This window comes from Streptomyces sp. NPDC005774, assembly GCF_042871645.1.
GTDB lineage: Bacteria > Actinomycetota > Actinomycetes > Streptomycetales > Streptomycetaceae > Streptomyces > Streptomyces pratens.
Genome location: NZ_JBIAIV010000020.1, coordinates 114,687 through 132,980, shown reverse-complemented (window position 1 = coordinate 132,980; position 18,294 = coordinate 114,687). Strand labels below are relative to the sequence as shown.

8 protein-coding genes are annotated in these 18,294 nt (G+C 73.8%); 4 read left to right on the top strand and 4 right to left on the bottom strand.

Annotated features, from left to right (window positions below; translation table 11 throughout):
- Positions 1–91: 91 nt before the first annotated feature.
- Positions 92–694, top strand: a complete 603-nt coding sequence (locus ACFYQA_RS19985) for a hypothetical protein (RefSeq protein WP_388919294.1) — start codon at positions 92–94, stop codon at positions 692–694.
- Positions 695–779: 85 nt separating this feature from the next.
- Here the strand turns inward: ACFYQA_RS19985 and ACFYQA_RS19980 are convergent, their stop codons facing one another.
- From ACFYQA_RS19980 to ACFYQA_RS19970, 3 genes are all read right to left on the bottom strand, one after another.
- Complete coding sequence (locus ACFYQA_RS19980) at positions 780–1,202, bottom strand: DUF350 domain-containing protein (protein ID WP_381360736.1); 423 nt, start codon at positions 1,200–1,202, stop codon at positions 780–782.
- 137 nt (positions 1,203–1,339) lie between these two features.
- Positions 1,340–2,164, bottom strand: coding sequence for a hypothetical protein (locus ACFYQA_RS19975; protein ID WP_388919290.1), 825 nt, complete (start codon positions 2,162–2,164; stop codon positions 1,340–1,342).
- Positions 2,116–2,652: a hypothetical protein gene (locus tag ACFYQA_RS19970; protein ID WP_388919287.1), complete on the bottom strand. Its 537-nt coding sequence runs from the start codon at positions 2,650–2,652 to the stop codon at positions 2,116–2,118. The genes ACFYQA_RS19975 and ACFYQA_RS19970 overlap by 49 nt, the downstream gene beginning before the upstream one ends.
- 296 nt (positions 2,653–2,948) lie before the next feature.
- Between ACFYQA_RS19970 and ACFYQA_RS19965 the strand changes: the two genes are divergently transcribed.
- The 3 genes from ACFYQA_RS19965 (at position 2,949) to ACFYQA_RS19955 (ending at position 5,720) form a co-directional block, all read left to right on the top strand.
- Positions 2,949–4,208 (top strand): ricin-type beta-trefoil lectin domain protein, encoded by a 1,260-nt coding sequence (locus ACFYQA_RS19965; RefSeq protein WP_388919284.1) that lies wholly within the window; start codon positions 2,949–2,951, stop codon positions 4,206–4,208.
- 65 nt (positions 4,209–4,273) lie between these two features.
- Complete coding sequence (locus ACFYQA_RS19960; protein WP_388919281.1) at positions 4,274–4,735, top strand: hypothetical protein; 462 nt, start codon at positions 4,274–4,276, stop codon at positions 4,733–4,735.
- Positions 4,736–5,141: 406 nt separating this feature from the next.
- Positions 5,142–5,720 carry a tellurite resistance TerB family protein gene (locus ACFYQA_RS19955; protein WP_388919278.1) on the top strand — a complete coding sequence of 193 codons (579 nt, stop codon included), beginning with the start codon at positions 5,142–5,144 and terminating at the stop codon, positions 5,718–5,720.
- Positions 5,721–5,801: 81 nt separating this feature from the next.
- Here ACFYQA_RS19955 and ACFYQA_RS19950 read toward each other — a convergent pair whose 3' ends face one another.
- Positions 5,802–18,284 (bottom strand): amino acid adenylation domain-containing protein, encoded by a 12,483-nt coding sequence (locus tag ACFYQA_RS19950; protein ID WP_388919275.1) that lies wholly within the window; start codon positions 18,282–18,284, stop codon positions 5,802–5,804.
- Positions 18,285–18,294: the final 10 nt, after the last annotated feature.

The following is an 18,294-nucleotide window of genomic DNA, read 5'->3' as shown; positions in this document are numbered from 1 at the left end:
CTTGACGGCGGAACCCCGCTCGATGTCCTGCTCCACAGGAGTTTCGTTTCCTCCCCCTCCTGAAGGCGGGAGTTTCCACGAAAGGACTCAGATGAGCGGCAGGGCGACGGCACACCGGGCAGGAAGGGCGCGTGGGCGACGCGTGGTCGCGGGCCGGGCGATCATGGTGTTCACCGCCGTCGCCCTGGCCGGCTGCGGCGGCTTCGACGAAAGGGGCACGGGGACCCCGGACGACACACGCCCGTCGGCGTCGCGGTCCGGAGCGGACGCGCCCCCGGCGTCCTTGTCGACTCCGTCGTCCGAGCCCGCCGGTGGCACCGGCCCGGCGAAGCCGTCGGTGTCGGCTGCGGACGGCCGTGACCCGGCCGCCTGTGCGGACGGGGACTGCGAGATCGCGGTGTCCGGACCGGTGACGATCCGGTTCGACGGTCCGGTCGGCAGCACGACGGTGTCCGTGTCCGAAGTCGGCCCGGACAGGATCGAGTACGAGGTGAAGTCCGGCAACGGCCGGTCCGCGGGCGGTGCCGAAGGCCGCGGCCAGAGCTGCCGTACCGTGCTCCGCGCAGGCGGCTCCGGTACCTCGTGCGGTGGCATCGGCGACGACGGTCCACCCAGCGCCCGGCCCGGCACCGTAGTCGTCCAGGTGGCGCCGGGGGAGGACGGCACGGCCCTTCTCCACATCGTGTCGGGCTGACGGCTGGTCAAGCCTTGTCGGCGAGCGGGCTTCCCGTCGTTGACACCCGTTCAGGGCTCGTGCAGAGGCCGGCAGGTGCCCGGTGTCAGGCGATGGACGCCGAAACGACCGCGGACACCGCGAGGTTGCAGGATGCCGTCACCCAGACCGCGGGGTGCGGCTCCGGGTCGACCAGGGTGCTGCCCAGACGGCCCGGCGTGATGAGGTCCACCACCAGGAACGCCACGGCCATCATGACCAGCCCCAGCAGCCCGAACGCGGCGGTCGACACCAGTCCCTTGCCGAAGTCCTCGTACGTCGTCCAGATGGACGTGAACACGATTCCGCCGATGCCGAGCAGCGCGGAACTGAGCACCAGGGCGGCGTTGCGGTTGCGCTCCTCCCAGATCTGCCGGCCGAGCTTTCCGGGCGTCAGCAGGTCGACCAGGACGATGCCGAGCACCAGCAGGACCAGGCCGAGTGCGCCGTAGGCGGTGGCCCGGCCGAGTCCGTTGACGATGTCGCTCATGGGATTGCCGGCTCCGTAGCCTGAGGGATCGAGTGATAGCGGTCGAGGGCGAGCAAAATGTAGCGCACCCGTTCGACACTCCGGTGGGTGCGGTCGGCAGAGCGAGCGCGGGGCGCGGCCGACGGCGGCGGGGACCGTCAGGCCTCCCCGCCGGTCTCCCCGCCGATGTCGTCCCAGCGGGCGACGAAGCGGGCGGTTCTGCCGGTGACGCGGTAGAGGAACGCGCCGGCGTCGTCGTTCGGCTCGAAGAAGTGGCCGTCGGCGTCGAAGGCGATCCTGCGGGTGATGCCCTGCCAGGGACGGCGCAGCAGTTCGGCCCGCAGAGCGGGACGGCCGTCGCCGTCGGTGGAGGCCGGTCCGTGAGCGGCGTACCGGACGGCGTCGCAGGCCTCAGCCGCCCAGGGAGTGGGCGCGCGGCGGTGACGGCGGCGGTACGAGGCGGCGAACGATTTGGTGAGGGGTCGGCGTCGGCGTCGGTCCGGAGGGGGAATGAGGGTTCGTCTGCCGGATGCGTGTCCTTGGCGGGTGGTGGGGGCTATCCCATCCGGCGTCGGACGGCATCGCCCCGCATCCACCGGAGTGATGGGTGCGGGCATCGGACCGTCCAGGCCGGAGCGGATGCCCCCGGGCGTGAGGGAGCCCACCCGCCTTCCCGGACCACGGACACGATCCGTGCCACCGGACGCGGAGCGAACGCGGGCGACCAGGACACCCCACACCGTTCGGGATGTCCGCAGTGAGCGGGAACGGGTCCAGGACCCGTTCCCGCTCACTGACCAGGAACGGTTCGCCCCCTTCTCCCCGCCGACCAGGAACACCCCGGACTCCAGGAGGTCGTCGTCGACGATGGCGTTGCGTTCCTCGGCGAACGGATTCGCCTGCGAGTACAGCTCGCGCACCCGCTCCGTGGCGTTCAGCCGCTGCTCCTGGCAGCGCAGGGCCTCCTCCAGGGACACCGCCATGTCCCGCGCCCGCCCAGAGCGCTCTTGTTCACGGTGACGGTCAGCGACACGTACACGGCCTTCCTGCTCCCGGCCTCCGGCAGGACGAACGCCCTTGTGAGGCTGACCAGTACGTTGCTCGGCAGCGGCTCACGGCGCCACACGCAGTCCTCGCCGAGCACCGCCCACTCGGCGGGATCGCTCTCGTACGGGACGTGCTTGCGGAAGCCGGGGCCGAAGAAGCCGGACCGCACGGCGAGTTCGCGTACGAAGGCGAGTGCCGCACTCCGCGTTCTCGGCGCCCGGTCCTCCGCCACGGTGTACGTCTCGTCCGCCGGCGAGGCGCTCGGGGAGGGCGACGGCGGCCGGTTCGCGGTCGCCCCGTCACCTTTGCCCACGCGTTCCCCGGATGCCGCCGGGGAGGCGGAACTCCCGCCCGCCTCCTCGGTGCATGAGGCCAGCAGCAGCACCCCCGCCACCGCGGCCACGACTGGTCTGCGCGGGGCCATGCCCTGCCCCGCCCCGCCCCTGCTCCGAACGGTCGGTTCCGTTGCTGCAGGAAGTGTGGCGCATGGTGGGCGCATCGGATGGAAACTCGCTCTGAAACATGAGCTCTTGATGTTCACGGAGGACGGTGGCGAGTTTCTTCGGGCGACGAGTGAACGGCTGCGGACGTCTGGTCCGGACCAAGGTATTGACGCCCCTTTACCTCACGTCTTGAATCAAGGGGCGACGCGCTTACCCCCACCCCCACACCTCGGTCGGCGCGCCCGTCCACGCGGGCCGCCGTACGGAAGGGAGAGTCATGTCCTCTCCACGCACGCTGCGCAGATGGCTGACCGCCGCTCTGTCCGCGGTTCTGGTCGCCTCCGCCGCCGGGACCGCCCGGGCGGAACCGGCGGACACCACCACGACCGCCGCCGCACCCGCGGACGGTGCCGCGGCCGCCGCCGTGACGTTCTCGGACACCTTCGACGGCCCCGCCGGGGCGGCGGTCGACTCCTCGAAGTGGCAGCTCGAGACCGGTGACAACGTCAACAACCACGAACGGCAGTACTACACGTCCGGCAACAAGAACGCCGCCCTGGACGGCCAGGGCCGCCTGGTGATCACGGCCCGCAAGGAGAACCCGGCCAACTACCAATGTTGGTACGGAACATGCCAGTACACCTCGGCCCGGCTGAACACCGCGGGGAAGTTCACCGCGCAGTACGGGCACATCGAGGCACGGATGAAGGTCCCGCGCGGTCAGGGCATGTGGCCCGCCTTCTGGATGCTGGGCACACCGGTCGACTGGCCGGCGTCGGGCGAGATCGACATCATGGAGAACGTCGGCTTCGAGCCCTCCACCGTCCACGGCACCATCCACGGTCCCGGCTACTCCGGTTCGGGCGGCATCGGTGCCGGCTACACCCTTCCCGGGGGCCAGGCCTTCGCGGACGGCTTCCACACCTTCGCCGTTGACTGGGCGCCGAACTCGATCACCTGGTCCGTGGACGGCAACGTCTACCAGACGCGCACCCCCGCCGACCTCGGCGGGCGGTCCTGGGTGTTCAACAAGCCGTTCTTCCTCATCCTGAACCTGGCGGTGGGCGGCTACTGGCCCGGAGACCCCGACGGCTCCACCGTCCTCCCGCAGCAACTCGTCGTGGACCACGTCTCGGTGACCACAGGGGACTCGGCCCCGGGCGCCGCCATCAGGGGCCTGGCCGGAAAGTGCGTCGACGTCGCCGGGGCGAACCCCGCCAACGGGACCCCCGTCCAGCTCTACGACTGCAACGGCAGCTCCGCCCAGCAATGGACCGTGGGCTCCGACGGCACGCTCCGCGCGCTCGGCAAGTGCCTGGACGCCACCGGCAACGGCACCGCGGACGGCACGCCCGTGCAACTGTGGGACTGCACCGGCGGACCCAACCAGAAGTGGACGGTCACCGGGGCCCGCGACATCGTCAACCCCCAGGCCGACAAGTGCCTCGACGTGACCGGCAACAACGCGGCCAACGCCACCCGGCTCCAGCTCTGGACCTGCACGGGCGCCGCGAACCAGAAGTGGACGGTGGGCTGATTCCCGCCCGGCTCAGGCGGGACCGCGACCCCGGTGGCGGTCCCGCCGACCGCCAAGCTCGCCGGATGCGTACTCCCCGCTCGGCCTCGGGCTGGACCATGGCCGTCTTCGGAGCACTCGCCGCGGTTCTGGGTGCGGTGGGTCTGATCGCGCCGGCCGCGCAGTTGTCCCTGCTCGGCCTCGCGACCCCGGACGTACGGGGGAGCGGCGACCTCACGCCGGCCTTCGTGACGGCGTCCTCGATGGCGGCGCTCAACATGGGCGTGTACTACGTCCTGGCGGCGCTCGCCGACTGGCGGGCCTTCTTCCGGTGGACCGTGCCGTTCAGGCTGCTGACGTGCACGGTGTTCACGGTTGCCGTGATCGGCGGGCGGGCACCCGAGGCCTTCATCGGCGTCGCCGTGTGGGAGGGGCTCGGCGCGGTGGCGACCGGTGCGGCGCTTCGGTACGAACGACGCGCCGACGCCGCCGGCCCCGCCGGCGATGCCCCGGTGGCACCGGGGACTCCGAACAGCGCCGGAGCCTGACGCCGGCCGGGGCGCGACGCCGCGCCCTCCCCGCCTCCCTGGCCGCAGCCCGTCACCCCGATCGCCTGGCGGCTGAGCCATCCGAGTGAAACGCTGTCGCTGCGCACCGGTCGCATCATCGTCCTCCGCACCCCCACGGCAGTGACGCGGAAGAGCAGTTCATCGGCATCGTGGGGCGGGCCGACCAGGAAGTGCCGCACTACGGGACCGGGATCGCCCCGATCCGTTACCTCCACCGCGCGCGACCCGCTTGACCAGCCGTCATGACAACACGACGACATTTTTTTGCCTTTCTTTTGCCATCGGGGAACGCGGCCGCGACGGCGTCCGTTGAGCAGGCGGACCGCACCATCCGGGACTGACGACCGGGCCCGGAAAGACAGCAACAGAAGCCGAGGTGGCACCAGTGGCGATGTGGGACCGGGTCAAGGACCAGGCCAAGGCGCTCCAGCAGTCCCAGGGCACGAGGTCGGGAGGAGGACAGCACGGCAACCCCGGACCGGGACAGTCCGGCGGCCGTGCCCGCGGCTCGTCCTCCGGCGGCTCCAAGGCCCAGCTGATGGGGCTGCTGAAGTCGCAGCTGGCATCTGCGAAGACGGAACTCAAGAGCGGCGCCTACCGGGACGCGAGCATGGCGATGTGCGCGCTGGTCGCGGCCGCCGACGGGCACGTCGAGCCGGCGGAGCGGCAGCGCGTGGAAGAACTGATCGTCTCCAACGAGGTCCTGCAAAACTTCCCGCCGGACCAGCTCCGCAAGCGGTTCAACGAGCACGTGGACCAGCTCGTGGCGAACTTCGAGGCGGGCAAGGCGCGGGCGCTGCAGGACATCGCCAAGGCGGCGAAGAAGCCGGTCGAGGCACGCGCGGTCGTCCAGACCGGCATGGTCGTCGCCGGAGCCGACGGCACCTTCGAGGCATCCGAGCAGCAGGCCATCCGCGAGGCCTGCGCGGCCCTGGGCATCTCGCCCACGGAGTTCGGAGTCTGAGCCCCCCTCGGACCGCTCCCGCCGCCCGCCCCGAATCGGGGCAAGCGGCGGGAGCGGTGGTGGGGCGGCCTCGGCCGGCGGTCAGTTCCCCGTCGTCACCCCGTCCGCCGTAGCAGCGTCCACGGTGTGGCCGAGCAGGTGCAGTGGGGCGGCCGACACCCCGGCCCGTTCCACCGCGTCCCAGTGGGCCAGGGCCACACCGGCGTCCACCAGACCGTGCACCAGCGGCAGTTCGTGTCCGGCGGCGTGGAGCAGGGACTCGAACCGGCAGGAGGCCAGGGTGCCCTCGAGCCAGGGCTGGGCGAGATAGCCGGCCGCCGCCGCGTCCGGGAGGTCCCCGGCGACCTCCCGCTCGGTGCGGCCGACGTGCAGCAGCCCACCGCCCAGCAGCAGCACGTCCTTGTGCTCCCGCATGCGGGCGAGGGCCCGCCCGGTGTCGAAGCAGTGCGGGAAGGAGTCGTCGACCACGATGGCCCCGGGCCGGAGCCGGCCGACATCGAGAACCGCGGCGGCACCGCTCACCGCGGTCACCAGAAGGCCCGCACCGTGGACCGCGTCCGGCAGCACCCGCTCCGACTCCACGACCTCGAACCCGGCCGCCCCGATCAGCCCCCGTTCCCGCAACCGCCGCCCCAGGGCGGTCAGCCGAGGCCCGCTGCCCCGCACATCGCACAGGAGCAGCCGCCGGGGAGGCCGGGCGGCCAGGGACAGCAACAACTCCAGTGAGGAGGAACCGATCGAACCCAGACCGGCGAACGCCACGTCGAGATCCGCGAGGTCCCGGCCGGTGGCCTCCAGCGCCGCGTGCACCGTTTTCACCACGGAGACGACCGTTGCCGCGTGCCCCGTCGTCACGGACGCCGGATGGCGCCCGGACCGCAGCACGTCGAAGCCGTAGCCGGTCAGCGACGGAATCATCCCCGCCAGGGACACACATCGCGCCCCCCGGGCGGCGGCGAGCGACACCGCACGGGCGGTGTGCCCCACCAGCCCGGTGTCCGTCGCGAGTTCGTCGGCGAACAGCGGGACGGAGAGGAAGCCGGACCGGCCCAGCGGCGTACTCACCGTCTCCACCAGGCGCGGGGCGCCATCGGGGAACAGCATGGCGCGTACCTCGTCCCGGGGCAGCGCCGACGAGGGCAGACCCGCCAGGCGCGCCAGATGCTCCGGTGCGGGCAGGTAGCCGATCAGGGCCGCGTCCATCGTGTCCCGCGTCCCGGGTCCCCTCGTCCCGGACCGGTGGGCGGCGGGCCGGTGCGCCAGGGAACCGCCCGTTCCGGGACGTTCCGTTCCCGGCCGGCTCGGTACGCCGCTGTCACCCACCGCGGCCCGTTCGAGACGTCGGCGCAGTGAGCCGGTGAAACGGTCGAGTGCGCCGGGTGCGAACGCAGGGCTCGCGCCCCGGACCGTCACCCGCAGCCCGTCCCCGTCGGGCCGCACCGCCATGAACACATCCGTCGTGGACGACGGCGGCAGGAACGTACTGTCCTCCGCCTCCCACGACAACCGCTGGCTGCCGTCGTCCGCGGGCGCCAGCGCGGAGAAGTCGAGGAAGGTGAAGAAGAACTGGGAGGTCAGGGGAAGCCCGTCGGCACGCCGTGGGACCACGTCCTCGTGGGCGCGTGCCTCCTCGGCCTCGGCCGCCATGCGCCGCAGGGCGCAGGCGAAGTCCCTTGCGCCGGTCGGACCGGTGCCGGACGGATCAGAGGGGGCCGGATCGACGGGAGCGGGCCGGACAGGGACGGCCGAGGCGAACGGGCCGAAGATCCGGTGGGCGTCGGGCAGTGCGTTGTCCCGGCCGCTCACCGCCAGTCCCACGATCAGATCGGACCGGCCGGTCAGTGCCGTGAGCTCCTGGTGGTAGGCGGTCAGCAGGGGCGCGTACAGGGTGGTTCGCGCGCGGGACGCGAGCGCGCGCAACGCCGCTGCCGGGGAGGCGCCGAGCGTGAACTCCGAGGAGTCGAACCGGACATCGCCGGTCGCGGCCCCGGCGCGGCCGGTCGTGCCGGGGCCGTCGGCCACCGCCGCGGGGCGCAGCGCCGGCGGCCGGTACGGGGCGCACACCCGGGCCCGGCGTTCTGCCCCGGCCGCCTCGGCGGCGCCGGTCCGGTGGCCGGTCTCCGCCGACCACCGGACATGGTCGCGGAAGCCGCTGCGCAGTGGTGCGAGAGGGGGTGCGGTGCTGCTGCCGCCTGCCAGCCGGTCGTACACCTCGGTCAGTTCCCGCAGGAGCAGCGCCGCGCTGTAGCCGTCGCCGATGACGTGATGGGCGTGCACCAGCAGGGTGTGTGCCTGTGGAGCGAGGCTGAGCACCCGAAGGCGCACCAGCGGCCAGGCCCAGGTCTCCAGGCGCCGCTGAGCCTCGGCCGTGGCCCGTTCGTCCACCTCCGTGGGGGACGCGACCGTCTCGAAGACGACCGGCAGACGCAGCGACGGGGGCAGTTCCTGCTGGACGGGCGGACGGGCCCCGGCGGGAAAGACGGTACGGAGCATGCCGTGCCGCTCCACCAGCAGGTCGACCGCCGCCTGGAAGACGTCGGGGTCCAGCGGTCCGGACAGCCGAATCCGCGCCAGCCAGGTCCCACCGCCCGGCGTGAGCGCCTCCGCCAGCAGGAACCCGCGCTGGCCGGGTGTGACGGGGAACGGGGACGTCCGGTCGTCACCGGCCGGAAGGGACCGTACGGCCGGGGGCGCGGAGACGGAGGCCGAGGCCGTGGTGGCGGAGCGCGGCTCCGGCTCGGCCGCGGCGGCGTCGATGGCCGCGGACAGTGCCGCGAGCGTGCGATGACGGTAGATCACCGTCGGCCGGGGCAGCGGTACTTCGTGTTCCGCGAGTCGGGCGAACACGCGCAGAACGAGCAGCGAGTCCCCACCCAGGTCGAAGAAGTCGTCCTCCCGGCTGACCGGTTCCACCCGGAGCAGGTCCGACCAGACCGCTGCCACGCGTCGTTCGGTCGCCGTGGCCGGCGGGGAAGCCCCGTCGTTGTCCGACGCCGCCGGACCGGTCCGGGAGGACGGGCCCACCAGCGCCGGGCGGTCGACCTTGCCTGTGCCCGTGAGGGGCAGCGCATCGACGCACATGATCCGGGCCGGGAGCATGTACGACGGCAGAACGCCGGCCAGACGGCGGCGTATCTCCCGGGTGTCGGGCCGGCCGGCCGAGGGCCGGAGGGTGACGAAGGCGAGCAACTGCCCCTCGCGAGCCGTCACCACCGCCCGCGCGATCCCGGGACACTCCTGGAGCGCCGCCTCGACCTCTCCCGGCTCCACCCGGTTCCCGCGGATCTTCACCTGGTCGTCGACCCGGCCGAGGAACTCCACGGTGCCGTCGGCCGACCGGCGGACCCGGTCCCCGCTGCGGTACCAGCGCCGGCCCGCCCGCACGGTGAACGCCCGTGCGGTCAGTTCCGGTTCGCCCAGGTAGCCGGGGGTCAGACCGACGCCGGCGATGAGCAGCTCCCCCGGTTCGTCCGGCTCGCAGGCGGTCCCGTCGGCGCGGACCACTTCCAGGTCCGTACCGGCCACGGGACGCCCGATCGGCACCTGCCGCACCTCGTCGCCGGGACGGGCGTCGAGGATCTGGCAGGTGGCGTTGACGGTCGTCTCGGTGGGCCCGTACATGTTGGCGATCCGCGCGCCGTCCCCGAACAGGTCGAACCAGCGGCGCACATGGCCCACGGGCAGCGCCTCCCCGCCGACATGCACCCACCGCAACGCCGTCAGATCGGGCAGACCCGCCCCGCTTCGTGCCCTTTCCTCGGCGGCCGACAGCAACTGCTCCCACAGGGTGGGCACCGAGCTCCACACGGTGACCCGCGCGCGCTCGACCCGCGTGAGCAGCAGCTCGGGATCCCGCAACAGGCCACGCGGCACGGTCACGACGGTGCCACCGACCAGGAGCGGCGCGAGCAACTGGCGTACCGAGGCGTCGAAGCAGGGCGACGCGGTCTGCGCGAGGCGGTCGCCGGGACCGTAGCCGAAGGTGGTGACCGCCCAGTCGAGATAGTTCTCCATCGCACGGTGGGTGATCGGCACCGCCTTCGGGCGTCCCGTGGAACCGGAGGTGAAGATGACGTACGCGATCGCCTCGGCGTCGGACGCCGAGGCGGGAGCGGCCACGTTCGCAGGTGCGGTCACGCCGGCCTCGGTGTCCGCGTCCGTGTCCGACGGGCTGTCGTCGACGACGGGTACCGCCCGTACGGCCGTCAGAGCGGCGGCGGTGGGCCGGGTGGTGGCGTGGCACACCACGGTGGTCGCGCCGGTGCGGGCCAGTTGGCCGGCCAGCCGTGCGGTGGGGTGCTCCGGGTCGAGCGGGATCCAGCCGGCCCCGGCGCGCAGGATGCCCACGACACCCACGACGGTGTCGGCGCCCGGCTCGGTGAGCAGCCCGACCAGATCACCGGGGCGTACACCGCGGGCGTGCAGGCGTGCGGCGAGCCGGGCGGAGGCCCGGTCGAGCGCCCCGTACGTGAGCGACGCGCCCGCGGCGCCCGCGGCAGCGACGGCGTCCACGGCGATCGCGCCGGGTGTCGCCCGGAACCGTTCGAGCAGTCGCGCGACCAGCGGGACGCTCCCGTCGCCCCGCACGGACGAGGACGGCATCACAGGGGCGGGTGCGGAGCCGGTGTCCGGTGACAACCGCGACGGCCGCGGTGTGCACAGCGCGGCCAGTTCGGCCCGGAACTCCTGGTCCAGACGCGCCACGGTGGCTCGCCGGAACAGCGGCTCCGGATAGTTCCACGACAGTCGCAGCTGCGGACCGTCCGCCCAGCACAGCAGACTCAGCCGGGTCGCGGCCGACCCGGTGCCGGCCGCGGTCGCCCGTATCTCCACCGGACAGCCGGCGGCCGGTTCCGCCGGGAAGCGGGCGAAGCTGAAGCCCGCCGGACTCACCGTGCGGTCGCCGAAACCGGTACCGGAACCGGCACGCGCGTCGGTGTCGGCACCGGGACGAGCGCAGGGCAGCAGCGCGGCCAGGTCCAGGCTGCTGAGCCCGGCGTGTCGCTCGCTCCGCAGCCATATCCCGCGCAACCGCTCCGCCAGGGCGACGACCGTCTCGTCGTCCGCCGTCCCACAGAGCAGGGGAAGGGTGTCGGCGAGCGGACCGACCAGCCGTTCGACGCCGTCGAAACGGTCCTCGCGACGCGCCCTGGCCACGTTCACGGCCACGTCCCGGCGCCCCGACCAGCGGGCCAGACAGCGCACATACGTGGCGAGCAGCAGGTGGAAAAGGGAGACACCCCGCGCGGCGGCCAGCTCTTCCAGGCCGGTGGTGAGATCCGCGCCGAGCTCGCCGTAGTACTGCACGATCGGGCCGGACGGGTCGGAGGCCGGCGTGTCGGGACCGTTGTCGTAGGGCAGCCGGAGGGGTTCGCCGCGCGTGGCGAGCCGCTCGGCCCAGTACTGCCGGTCGGCCTGCCGCTCGGCGGGTCCGGAGAGCGGCAGGCTCGACGTGTACCGTGCGAAGTCCGGTGCGGCAAGTGCCTGTCGCGGACGCCGTCCGTGGTACAGATCGGTGTACGTGCTGGACAGCTCCTCGGCCAGAACGTTCAAGCTGTAGCCGTCCACCGCCGCGTGGTGCACCACCAGCACCAGATTGGCGAGCCCCGGATCCTGGCGGAGCAGCACGGCCCGGACGGGCGGCAACGCCGCCAGGTCGAACGGCCGGTTGCACACGGACGTCTCGGCATCGGCCACCTCGTCGGCGGCGCAGTCGCGCACCTCGAACCAGTCCCGCAGTGGTACCGGAGGCGCCACACGCTGCACGGGAACCCCGTCCGGGGCCTCCACCCGCAGCCGGAGCATGCCGTGCCGTTCGGCCAGCGCCGCCAGCGCCCGGCCCAGCAGGCCGGTGTCGAGCGGGCCCCGCACGGTCAGCCGCAGATGACCCCGGGCCGGGAGGTCCGGATGCAGCCGGCTGCTGGTGTACAGCGCCAGTTGTACGGGGGTCAGGGCGAACGCCCGTCCGTCGTCGTTCCCGTCCCCGGGGCCACGGCCCGGACCGTCTCCGCATCCGCTCGCCGCATCCGCCCCCTGGTCCTTCGCCGCTGCCCGGTACGGCACACCGGTGCGACCCTCCAGGTCCAGATGGGCGGAGAGTTCGCGCACCGTCCGGTGTTCGAAGAAGAGCGTGGTGGGCAGCTGCCGTCCGAGCCTCCGCTCCAGCCGCTTGACGAGGTCGACGGCGCCCAGCGAGTCCAGCCCGAGCCGCAGGAACGGCGTGTCGTCGTCGACGCCCGATGCCGGGATGCCGAGCGACTGGGCCAGCAGTTCCCGCAGGACGACAGCGGTGCCGGAGGACACCGGAGGCCGGTGCCGGTCGGTGCCGGCCGGCCCGGTGGCGCCCTTGACGCTCTCGACGCCCGTGGGCCGCACCGGATGGGGCGGGGCGGCGGCCGGTTGTGCCCCGGGCACCAGGTCGGCGACGACCAGCTGCGTCGCGTCGGTGGCACACGCCGCCCGCAGCGCGGCCAGCGCGGACGCGGTCGCCAGAGGACGGCCCCCGCCGCCCGCACCGGCGGCGCGTGCCCCGCCGCCCGCGGCGACCGCGAGGCCCGTCTCGGCGAACGGACCCAGGTTCACCGACAGCCAGGGCCGGCCCGCCAGGGACTCGGCTCCGGCGAAGGAGTCGAGGAAGGCGTTCGCCGCGGCGTAGGCGCCCAGCGCACCCGCCAGGCCGTGCAGCACCGACGAGACCGAGGAGAACGCGACGCACACCCCCGGACGCTGACCGTGCCGGTGCAGTGCCCCGGACAGCAGCACCGTGCCGAGGGTCTTCGCCCTCAGTGCCTCCACGGTCTCCGGCACGTCCGTCCCTCGCAGGCTGCCGGGCCGTACGACACCGGCCGCGTGGAACACGGCGTCCAACGAAGGCAGTTCGCCCACGAGCCGTTCCACGTCGCCGGGCACCGTGAGGTCCGCCATGACGTAGCGGGCCTCGGCACCGAGACCGGCGAGCTCCTTCAACAGGCCCGCGGGCGGGTGCGGGGAACGTCCCGCCAGCACCAGGACCGGCCGGCCCCGGCCCGCCAGGTCCCGGGCCAGTGCGGACCCGATGCCCCCGGCGCCGCCCGTGATCAGAAACGTACCGTCGGCCGGCAGCCGCTCCGGGCGGTCACGTCCGCCCGGTTCTCCCACCGCACCCGGCCCTCGCCCCGGTTCCGGCGCGACGGAACGCACGAGGCGCTGTCCGGCCCGCCAGGCGATCGCTCCCGTCGCCTGCGGCGCCGTCAGCTCGACGGCCAGGCAACGCAGCCACCCTTCGGCGTCGGGAGTGCCGGAAAGGCCGTGGGACGAGAGGTCCACCCAGTTCGCGACCACGCCGGCCGACTCCTCCGGCACGGCCAGGGCCAGACCGCCCAGGACCGCCTGCGCCGGCACCGGCTGCTCCACGCCGTGCCCGGTGACGTGCGCGTCCTCGGTCACGACCAGCAGCCGGCGGGCTCCGGTCCGGTCCAGCAACGCGAGGGCGTCCCGGAACGCCGCGACCGCCTGCCGCAGCTCCGCGTCGAGGTCGCCCGCCGGGCTTGCCAGGTCCGGCGCGTCCCGCCGGACCTGGCGGCCGAGGAGGACCACGGCCTGTGGACGGACGTCACCGTGGCCGGCCGTGGCCACCCGTATGCCGAGGGCCGCGAACCCGTCCGCCGCCCGGCGTACCGCCGAGACGTCCGCTCCGGTCACCAGCACCGGGCCGGAAAGGCCGGCAGCGGAAAGGCCGGTAAGGGGGAGGCCGTTGCCGGACAGGGGGACGGGCCGCCACTCGACGCGGTGCAGCAGTCCGCGCGCATCGGGCTCGGGCCCGTACCTGCGCCGCCGGTACGGGTACGGCGGCAGCGGCACCCTGCGGGTCCCCGTGTCGAGCGCCGTACGGTCGAGGGGCACCCCGCGCACCCACAGCCGCGCCACCGTCTCCATCAACTCCCGAGCCCCGCCCGGCGCTTCTTGGCCGTCGAAGGGTGCTGCGGGGGCGGACACCACAAGGGCGCCGTGCGCCGCGCCGTCGGCCCGGCGACCGGCGGCCACCGCGCGGACCGGACCCGCGAGGTTCTCACCCGCCCCGAGTTCCACGAACGTGTCGTAGCCCTCGTCCAGCAGACGCTCCACGGCCCGGCCGAACAGCACCGGCCGCACGGCGTGTTCCCGCAGATGGTCCGGATCCATCCGAGGCTGCCACTCGGCGGTGAGCGTACTCATCACCGCGAGTTCGGGAGCCGACACCGTCAGCCTGCGCGCCGCATCGCTCAAGGCGTGCGCGACCGGCTCCATCAGAGGGGAGTGGAAGGCGCACGGCACCCGCAGCGGACGGACCGTCGCGCCGTGCTCGGCGAGCCGCTCCGACGCCCGCCGGACCGCGTCCGGGGAGCCGGACAGCACCAGTCGGCCGGGGCCGTTGTACGCCGCCACCGCGAGGTCGTCCGGGGACGCGGCCACCAGCGACTCCACCTCGCCTTCCACGGCGCCCCGTACCGCCGCCATGGCACCCGGTGCGGTCGACCCGCCCATGAGCCGTCCCCGTTCCGCCGCGAACAGCACCGCGTCGGACAGCGACAGCATGCCGCCGACGCAGGCAGCCGCCAGTTCGCCGACGCTGTGCCCGATCAGCGCGTCGGGCCGGACCCCCCAGGCCGTCAACTGCCGGGCGAGCGCGACCCCGTGTGCCACCAGCAGCGGCTGCGCCACCTCGGTCGCGGCGAGCGCTTCGCCGCCGACGTCGCCGTCCACGCACCAGGCCGTCAACTCCCGCCCGTGCACGGCTCCCACCAGCCCCGACGCCTCGTCCAGCGTCGCGCGGTACACGGGCGCCGTGGCGTACAACTCCCGCCCCTGCCCCGGCCGCAGACCGCCCTGACCGGGGAACACGTAGACGGTCCGGGGCCGGTGCGCCACCGTCCCGGCGGCCGCGCCCCGCACGGGCGAGCCGTCGGCGACGCGTACCGAGGCGAGCCGTTCGCGCAGGTCTCCGGCGGCCACGACGGCGAGGCGGTGCGGCCGTTCGTCGCGTGCGGCGCCCGCCGCCGCACAGACGTCCGCCTCCTCGAATTCCGGGTGCTCGCCCAGATGGTCCGAGATACGCGCCGTCCACGCGTCGAGCCCGGCCGCGCTGCCCGCCGAGAGGGTGAGCAGGCTCGGGTCGGAACCGTTCCGGTCCACTGTCCGGTCGTCCCCGCGCGGCGCATCCGCCGTTCGCGGTGGTGCCTGCTCCAGAACGGCGTGCGCGTTGGTGCCGCCGAAGCCGAAGGCGTTGATCCCCGCCCTGCGCGGCCCGGACGACTCCCAGGCCGTCACCTCCGTCACCAGGGCGAATCCCGACTGCTCGACGGCGGGCGAGACCGGTGTGTGATGCAGCGAGGCCGGGAGGCGCCCGTGCCCGAGTGCCAGCACCACCTTCACGAGCGAGGGAAGTGCCGCCGCGTTCAGCAGGTGCCCGATGTTGGTCTTCACCGAGCCGAGCAGCCGGGGACGGCCGTCCGGGCGGGACGGGAAGGCATGGGCGAGGGACCGCAGTTCGATCGGATCGCCGACGGCCGTACCCGTGCCGTGGGCCTCGACGTACGAGACCGACGCCGGGTCGACCCCGCACTGCTCGTAGGCACGGCCGATCACCTCGCGCTGGCGCAGCGGGTTGGGTGCCATCAGGCTCAGCGACGTACCGTCGTTGTTGACGGCGGTGCCGCGTACGACGGCCAGGACCTCGTCGTCGTCCCGCCGGGCCTCGTCGAGCCGCCGCAGGACGAGGACCGCGCCGCCCTCGCCGGGCACGAACCCGTCGGCCGACGTGCTGAAGGCACGGCTGCGCCCGGTCGGCGACAGGGCCTTGGCCGCCTCCAGGGCCTGGTGAGCCGACGCGGTGAGATGCAGGTTGACCCCGCCCACGACCGCGACGTCGCACTCGCCGTCCGCGAGACTGCGCCGGGCCAGGTGCAGCGCCACCAGGCCCGAGGAACATGCCGTGTCCACGGCGAGCGCCGGTCCGTCCAGGTCGAGGCAGTGTGCCAGCCGTGCGGCGACCAGGTTGGGGAGATTGCCGGTCAGGGCCATGGCGGTCGGCGGCGTACCGGCGGTGTCCGCGTCCGCCAGGAGCTGCCGGTAGCCGCTGTCGCCGACGGCGGCGAAGACCCCGGTCCGCAGGGCCCGGCGGCGGGGTCCGGCGTACCCGGCGCGTTCCAACGCCTCGTGGGCGAGCTCGAGGAAAACACGCGCCTGCGGGTCCAGCGCGCGTGCCTCCTCGTCGCCGATGCCGAAGTGGGCGGCGTCGAAGGCGGCGGGGTCGTCCAGGAACGCCCCCCAGCGGCCGGTCGCCTCGAGCCCCCTGGAGCCGTTCGTGTGCCGGCGGCCCGTGCCCCAACGGTCCGGGGGCACCGCGGACACGGTGTCGCGGCCGGCGGTGAGCAGGTCCCAGAACTCCTCCGGCGTGTCGGCCCCCGGGAACCGGCAGGCCAGCCCCACCACGGCGGTCGCGGACGCCCCGCCCGCAGCGGACACGGCCTTCTGCCCGCCCGCCCCCGCGCCGCCCGTCGAAGTGCCGTCCGTCGAAGTGTCGCCCGCCCGTGTGCCGTCCGCCTCGACGGTGTCCATGAGATGGTCGGTGAGCGTGGCGACCGTGTCGTTGCGCATCACCGCCGGACCCAGCGAGACACCGAGGGAACGTTCCAGCGAGGCGAGCGCCTCCATGGCCCGCAGCGAGGTGCCGCCCAGTTCGGCGAACCGGTCCCGGTCCCCGAACGAGGCCTCGGACAGCCCCAGGACCGCAGCCCACACCTCACGCACCACCCGTCGCACGTCCCCACGAGAACGGGGCACTGCCCGCCGGTCCCCGGACGACGACGGCCGCTGAGACCGTTCCACCGGATCACCCGCCACGGCACCCGAGCCCGCCACCGCACCTGGGTCGGCCGCCGCACCAGAGCCCGCCGCCGTACCGGAACGAGCCGACGGCCGGTACCCGTCCGCCTCGAACCGGGACCGCATCCGCTGCCGCTGAATCTTGCCGCTCGTCGTCCGGGGGAACGCGGACGGCGGCAGGGCGAACACCCGCACGTCGTCGTGGCCCAGCGCCGCGCGGATCCGCCGCGCGACCCGGTCCAGCACCTCGGAGGCGGTACGCGGCGGCCGCGCCCAGGCGACGAACACCGCTACCCGCTCCCCGCCGGACACCGGATCGGTCGACCCGACCACCACCGTCGTCCCGGCCGGCACCCCCGGTGTGCCGGACGCCACCTCCTCCAGGTCCGGGGCATGGAACGTACGGCCGTTGACGAACAGGACGTCCTTGAACCGGCCACTGACACACAGCCGGCCGTCCCGGAGGAAGCCCAGGTCACCGGTGCGCAACCACCCGTCGGTGAAGGAGCGCGCTGTCACGTCCGGCAGGCCGTGGTAGCCGCGGGCGATCTGCGGCCCGCTCACCTCGATGTGCCCCACCCGCCGGTCGCCCAGCGGCCGGCCCGCTTCGTCGGTGATCCGCACCGAGCAGCCCGGCACCGGCACCCCGACGTCCATCAGCTCCACCGACTCCGCCGCGTCACCCCCGGCTTCCCAATCCACCACGCGGCCCCGGCCGAGGGCGGCACGTTCCACGGCCACCGGCGCGGCCACCTCGCCCAACGGCGGGAACGCCACGGCCAGCGTCGCCTCGGCGAGCCCGTACACGGGCGTCGCCGCCCGCGGATCCAGCCCTGAGGCCCGGGTCCTGGCGGCGAAGTCCCGCCACACTGTCGCCGATATCGGTTCGGCCCCCACCGTGATCAGCCGGACCGGGCTCAGGTCCAGGGCGGCGAACACCTCCTCGGGAACCCGGCGGAGGGTCAGCGCCAGCGCGAAGTTGGCGGCCGAGAGGACGGTTCCCCGATGCGCGGCGGCCACGTCGAACCACAGCCGGGGATTCTTCGCGAACGACAGGGGGCCGATCTTCACCTGCTTGGCCCGCGCGGCCAGCGGCGCCAGATGCGTGCCGATGAGCCCCATGTCGTGGAAGTACGGCATCCAGCTGACCACCACGTCCTGCTCCGTGAGGGCGGAGGCCTCGGTCAGCTGCCGCAGGTTCGCCAGCACGGCCCGGTGGGTCAGCTCCACGCCCTTGGGCGCCCCCGTGCTGCCGGACGAGAACTGCAGGAAGGCCAGCCCGTCCGGATCCGGCGTGGCGGGGGAGGCCGGCGCAGGGCTCTCCCGCAGCGCGTCGAGCCGCAGGACCCGGGCATGGTCCGGGAGTTCGGCGGCCACCGGCGCGCAGGCCGCGTCCACCATGACCGGGGGGCGGCCGAGCTGCTCCCACACCGGCCGGACCCGCCGCACGTCGGGCGCGAGCGGCACCGGCACCAGACCGGCCGCGAGCGCGCCCCAGAACATGGGCTGGAAGTCCGCACTGTGCTCCGCGAGCACCGGAACGCAGGTGCCCGGCGCGACCCCCGCGGCATGGAGACCACCCGCGACGCGCAGCGACTCGGCCACGAGTTCCCGGAAGGTGACGGCCGTCTCGCCGCCGTCGCCCCGGACATGGACGATCAGCTGGTCGGGGGACTGGTGGGCGGCGTCCAGCAGGACGTCCAGCAGGGTCGCGGTGTTCATGGGTCCGTTC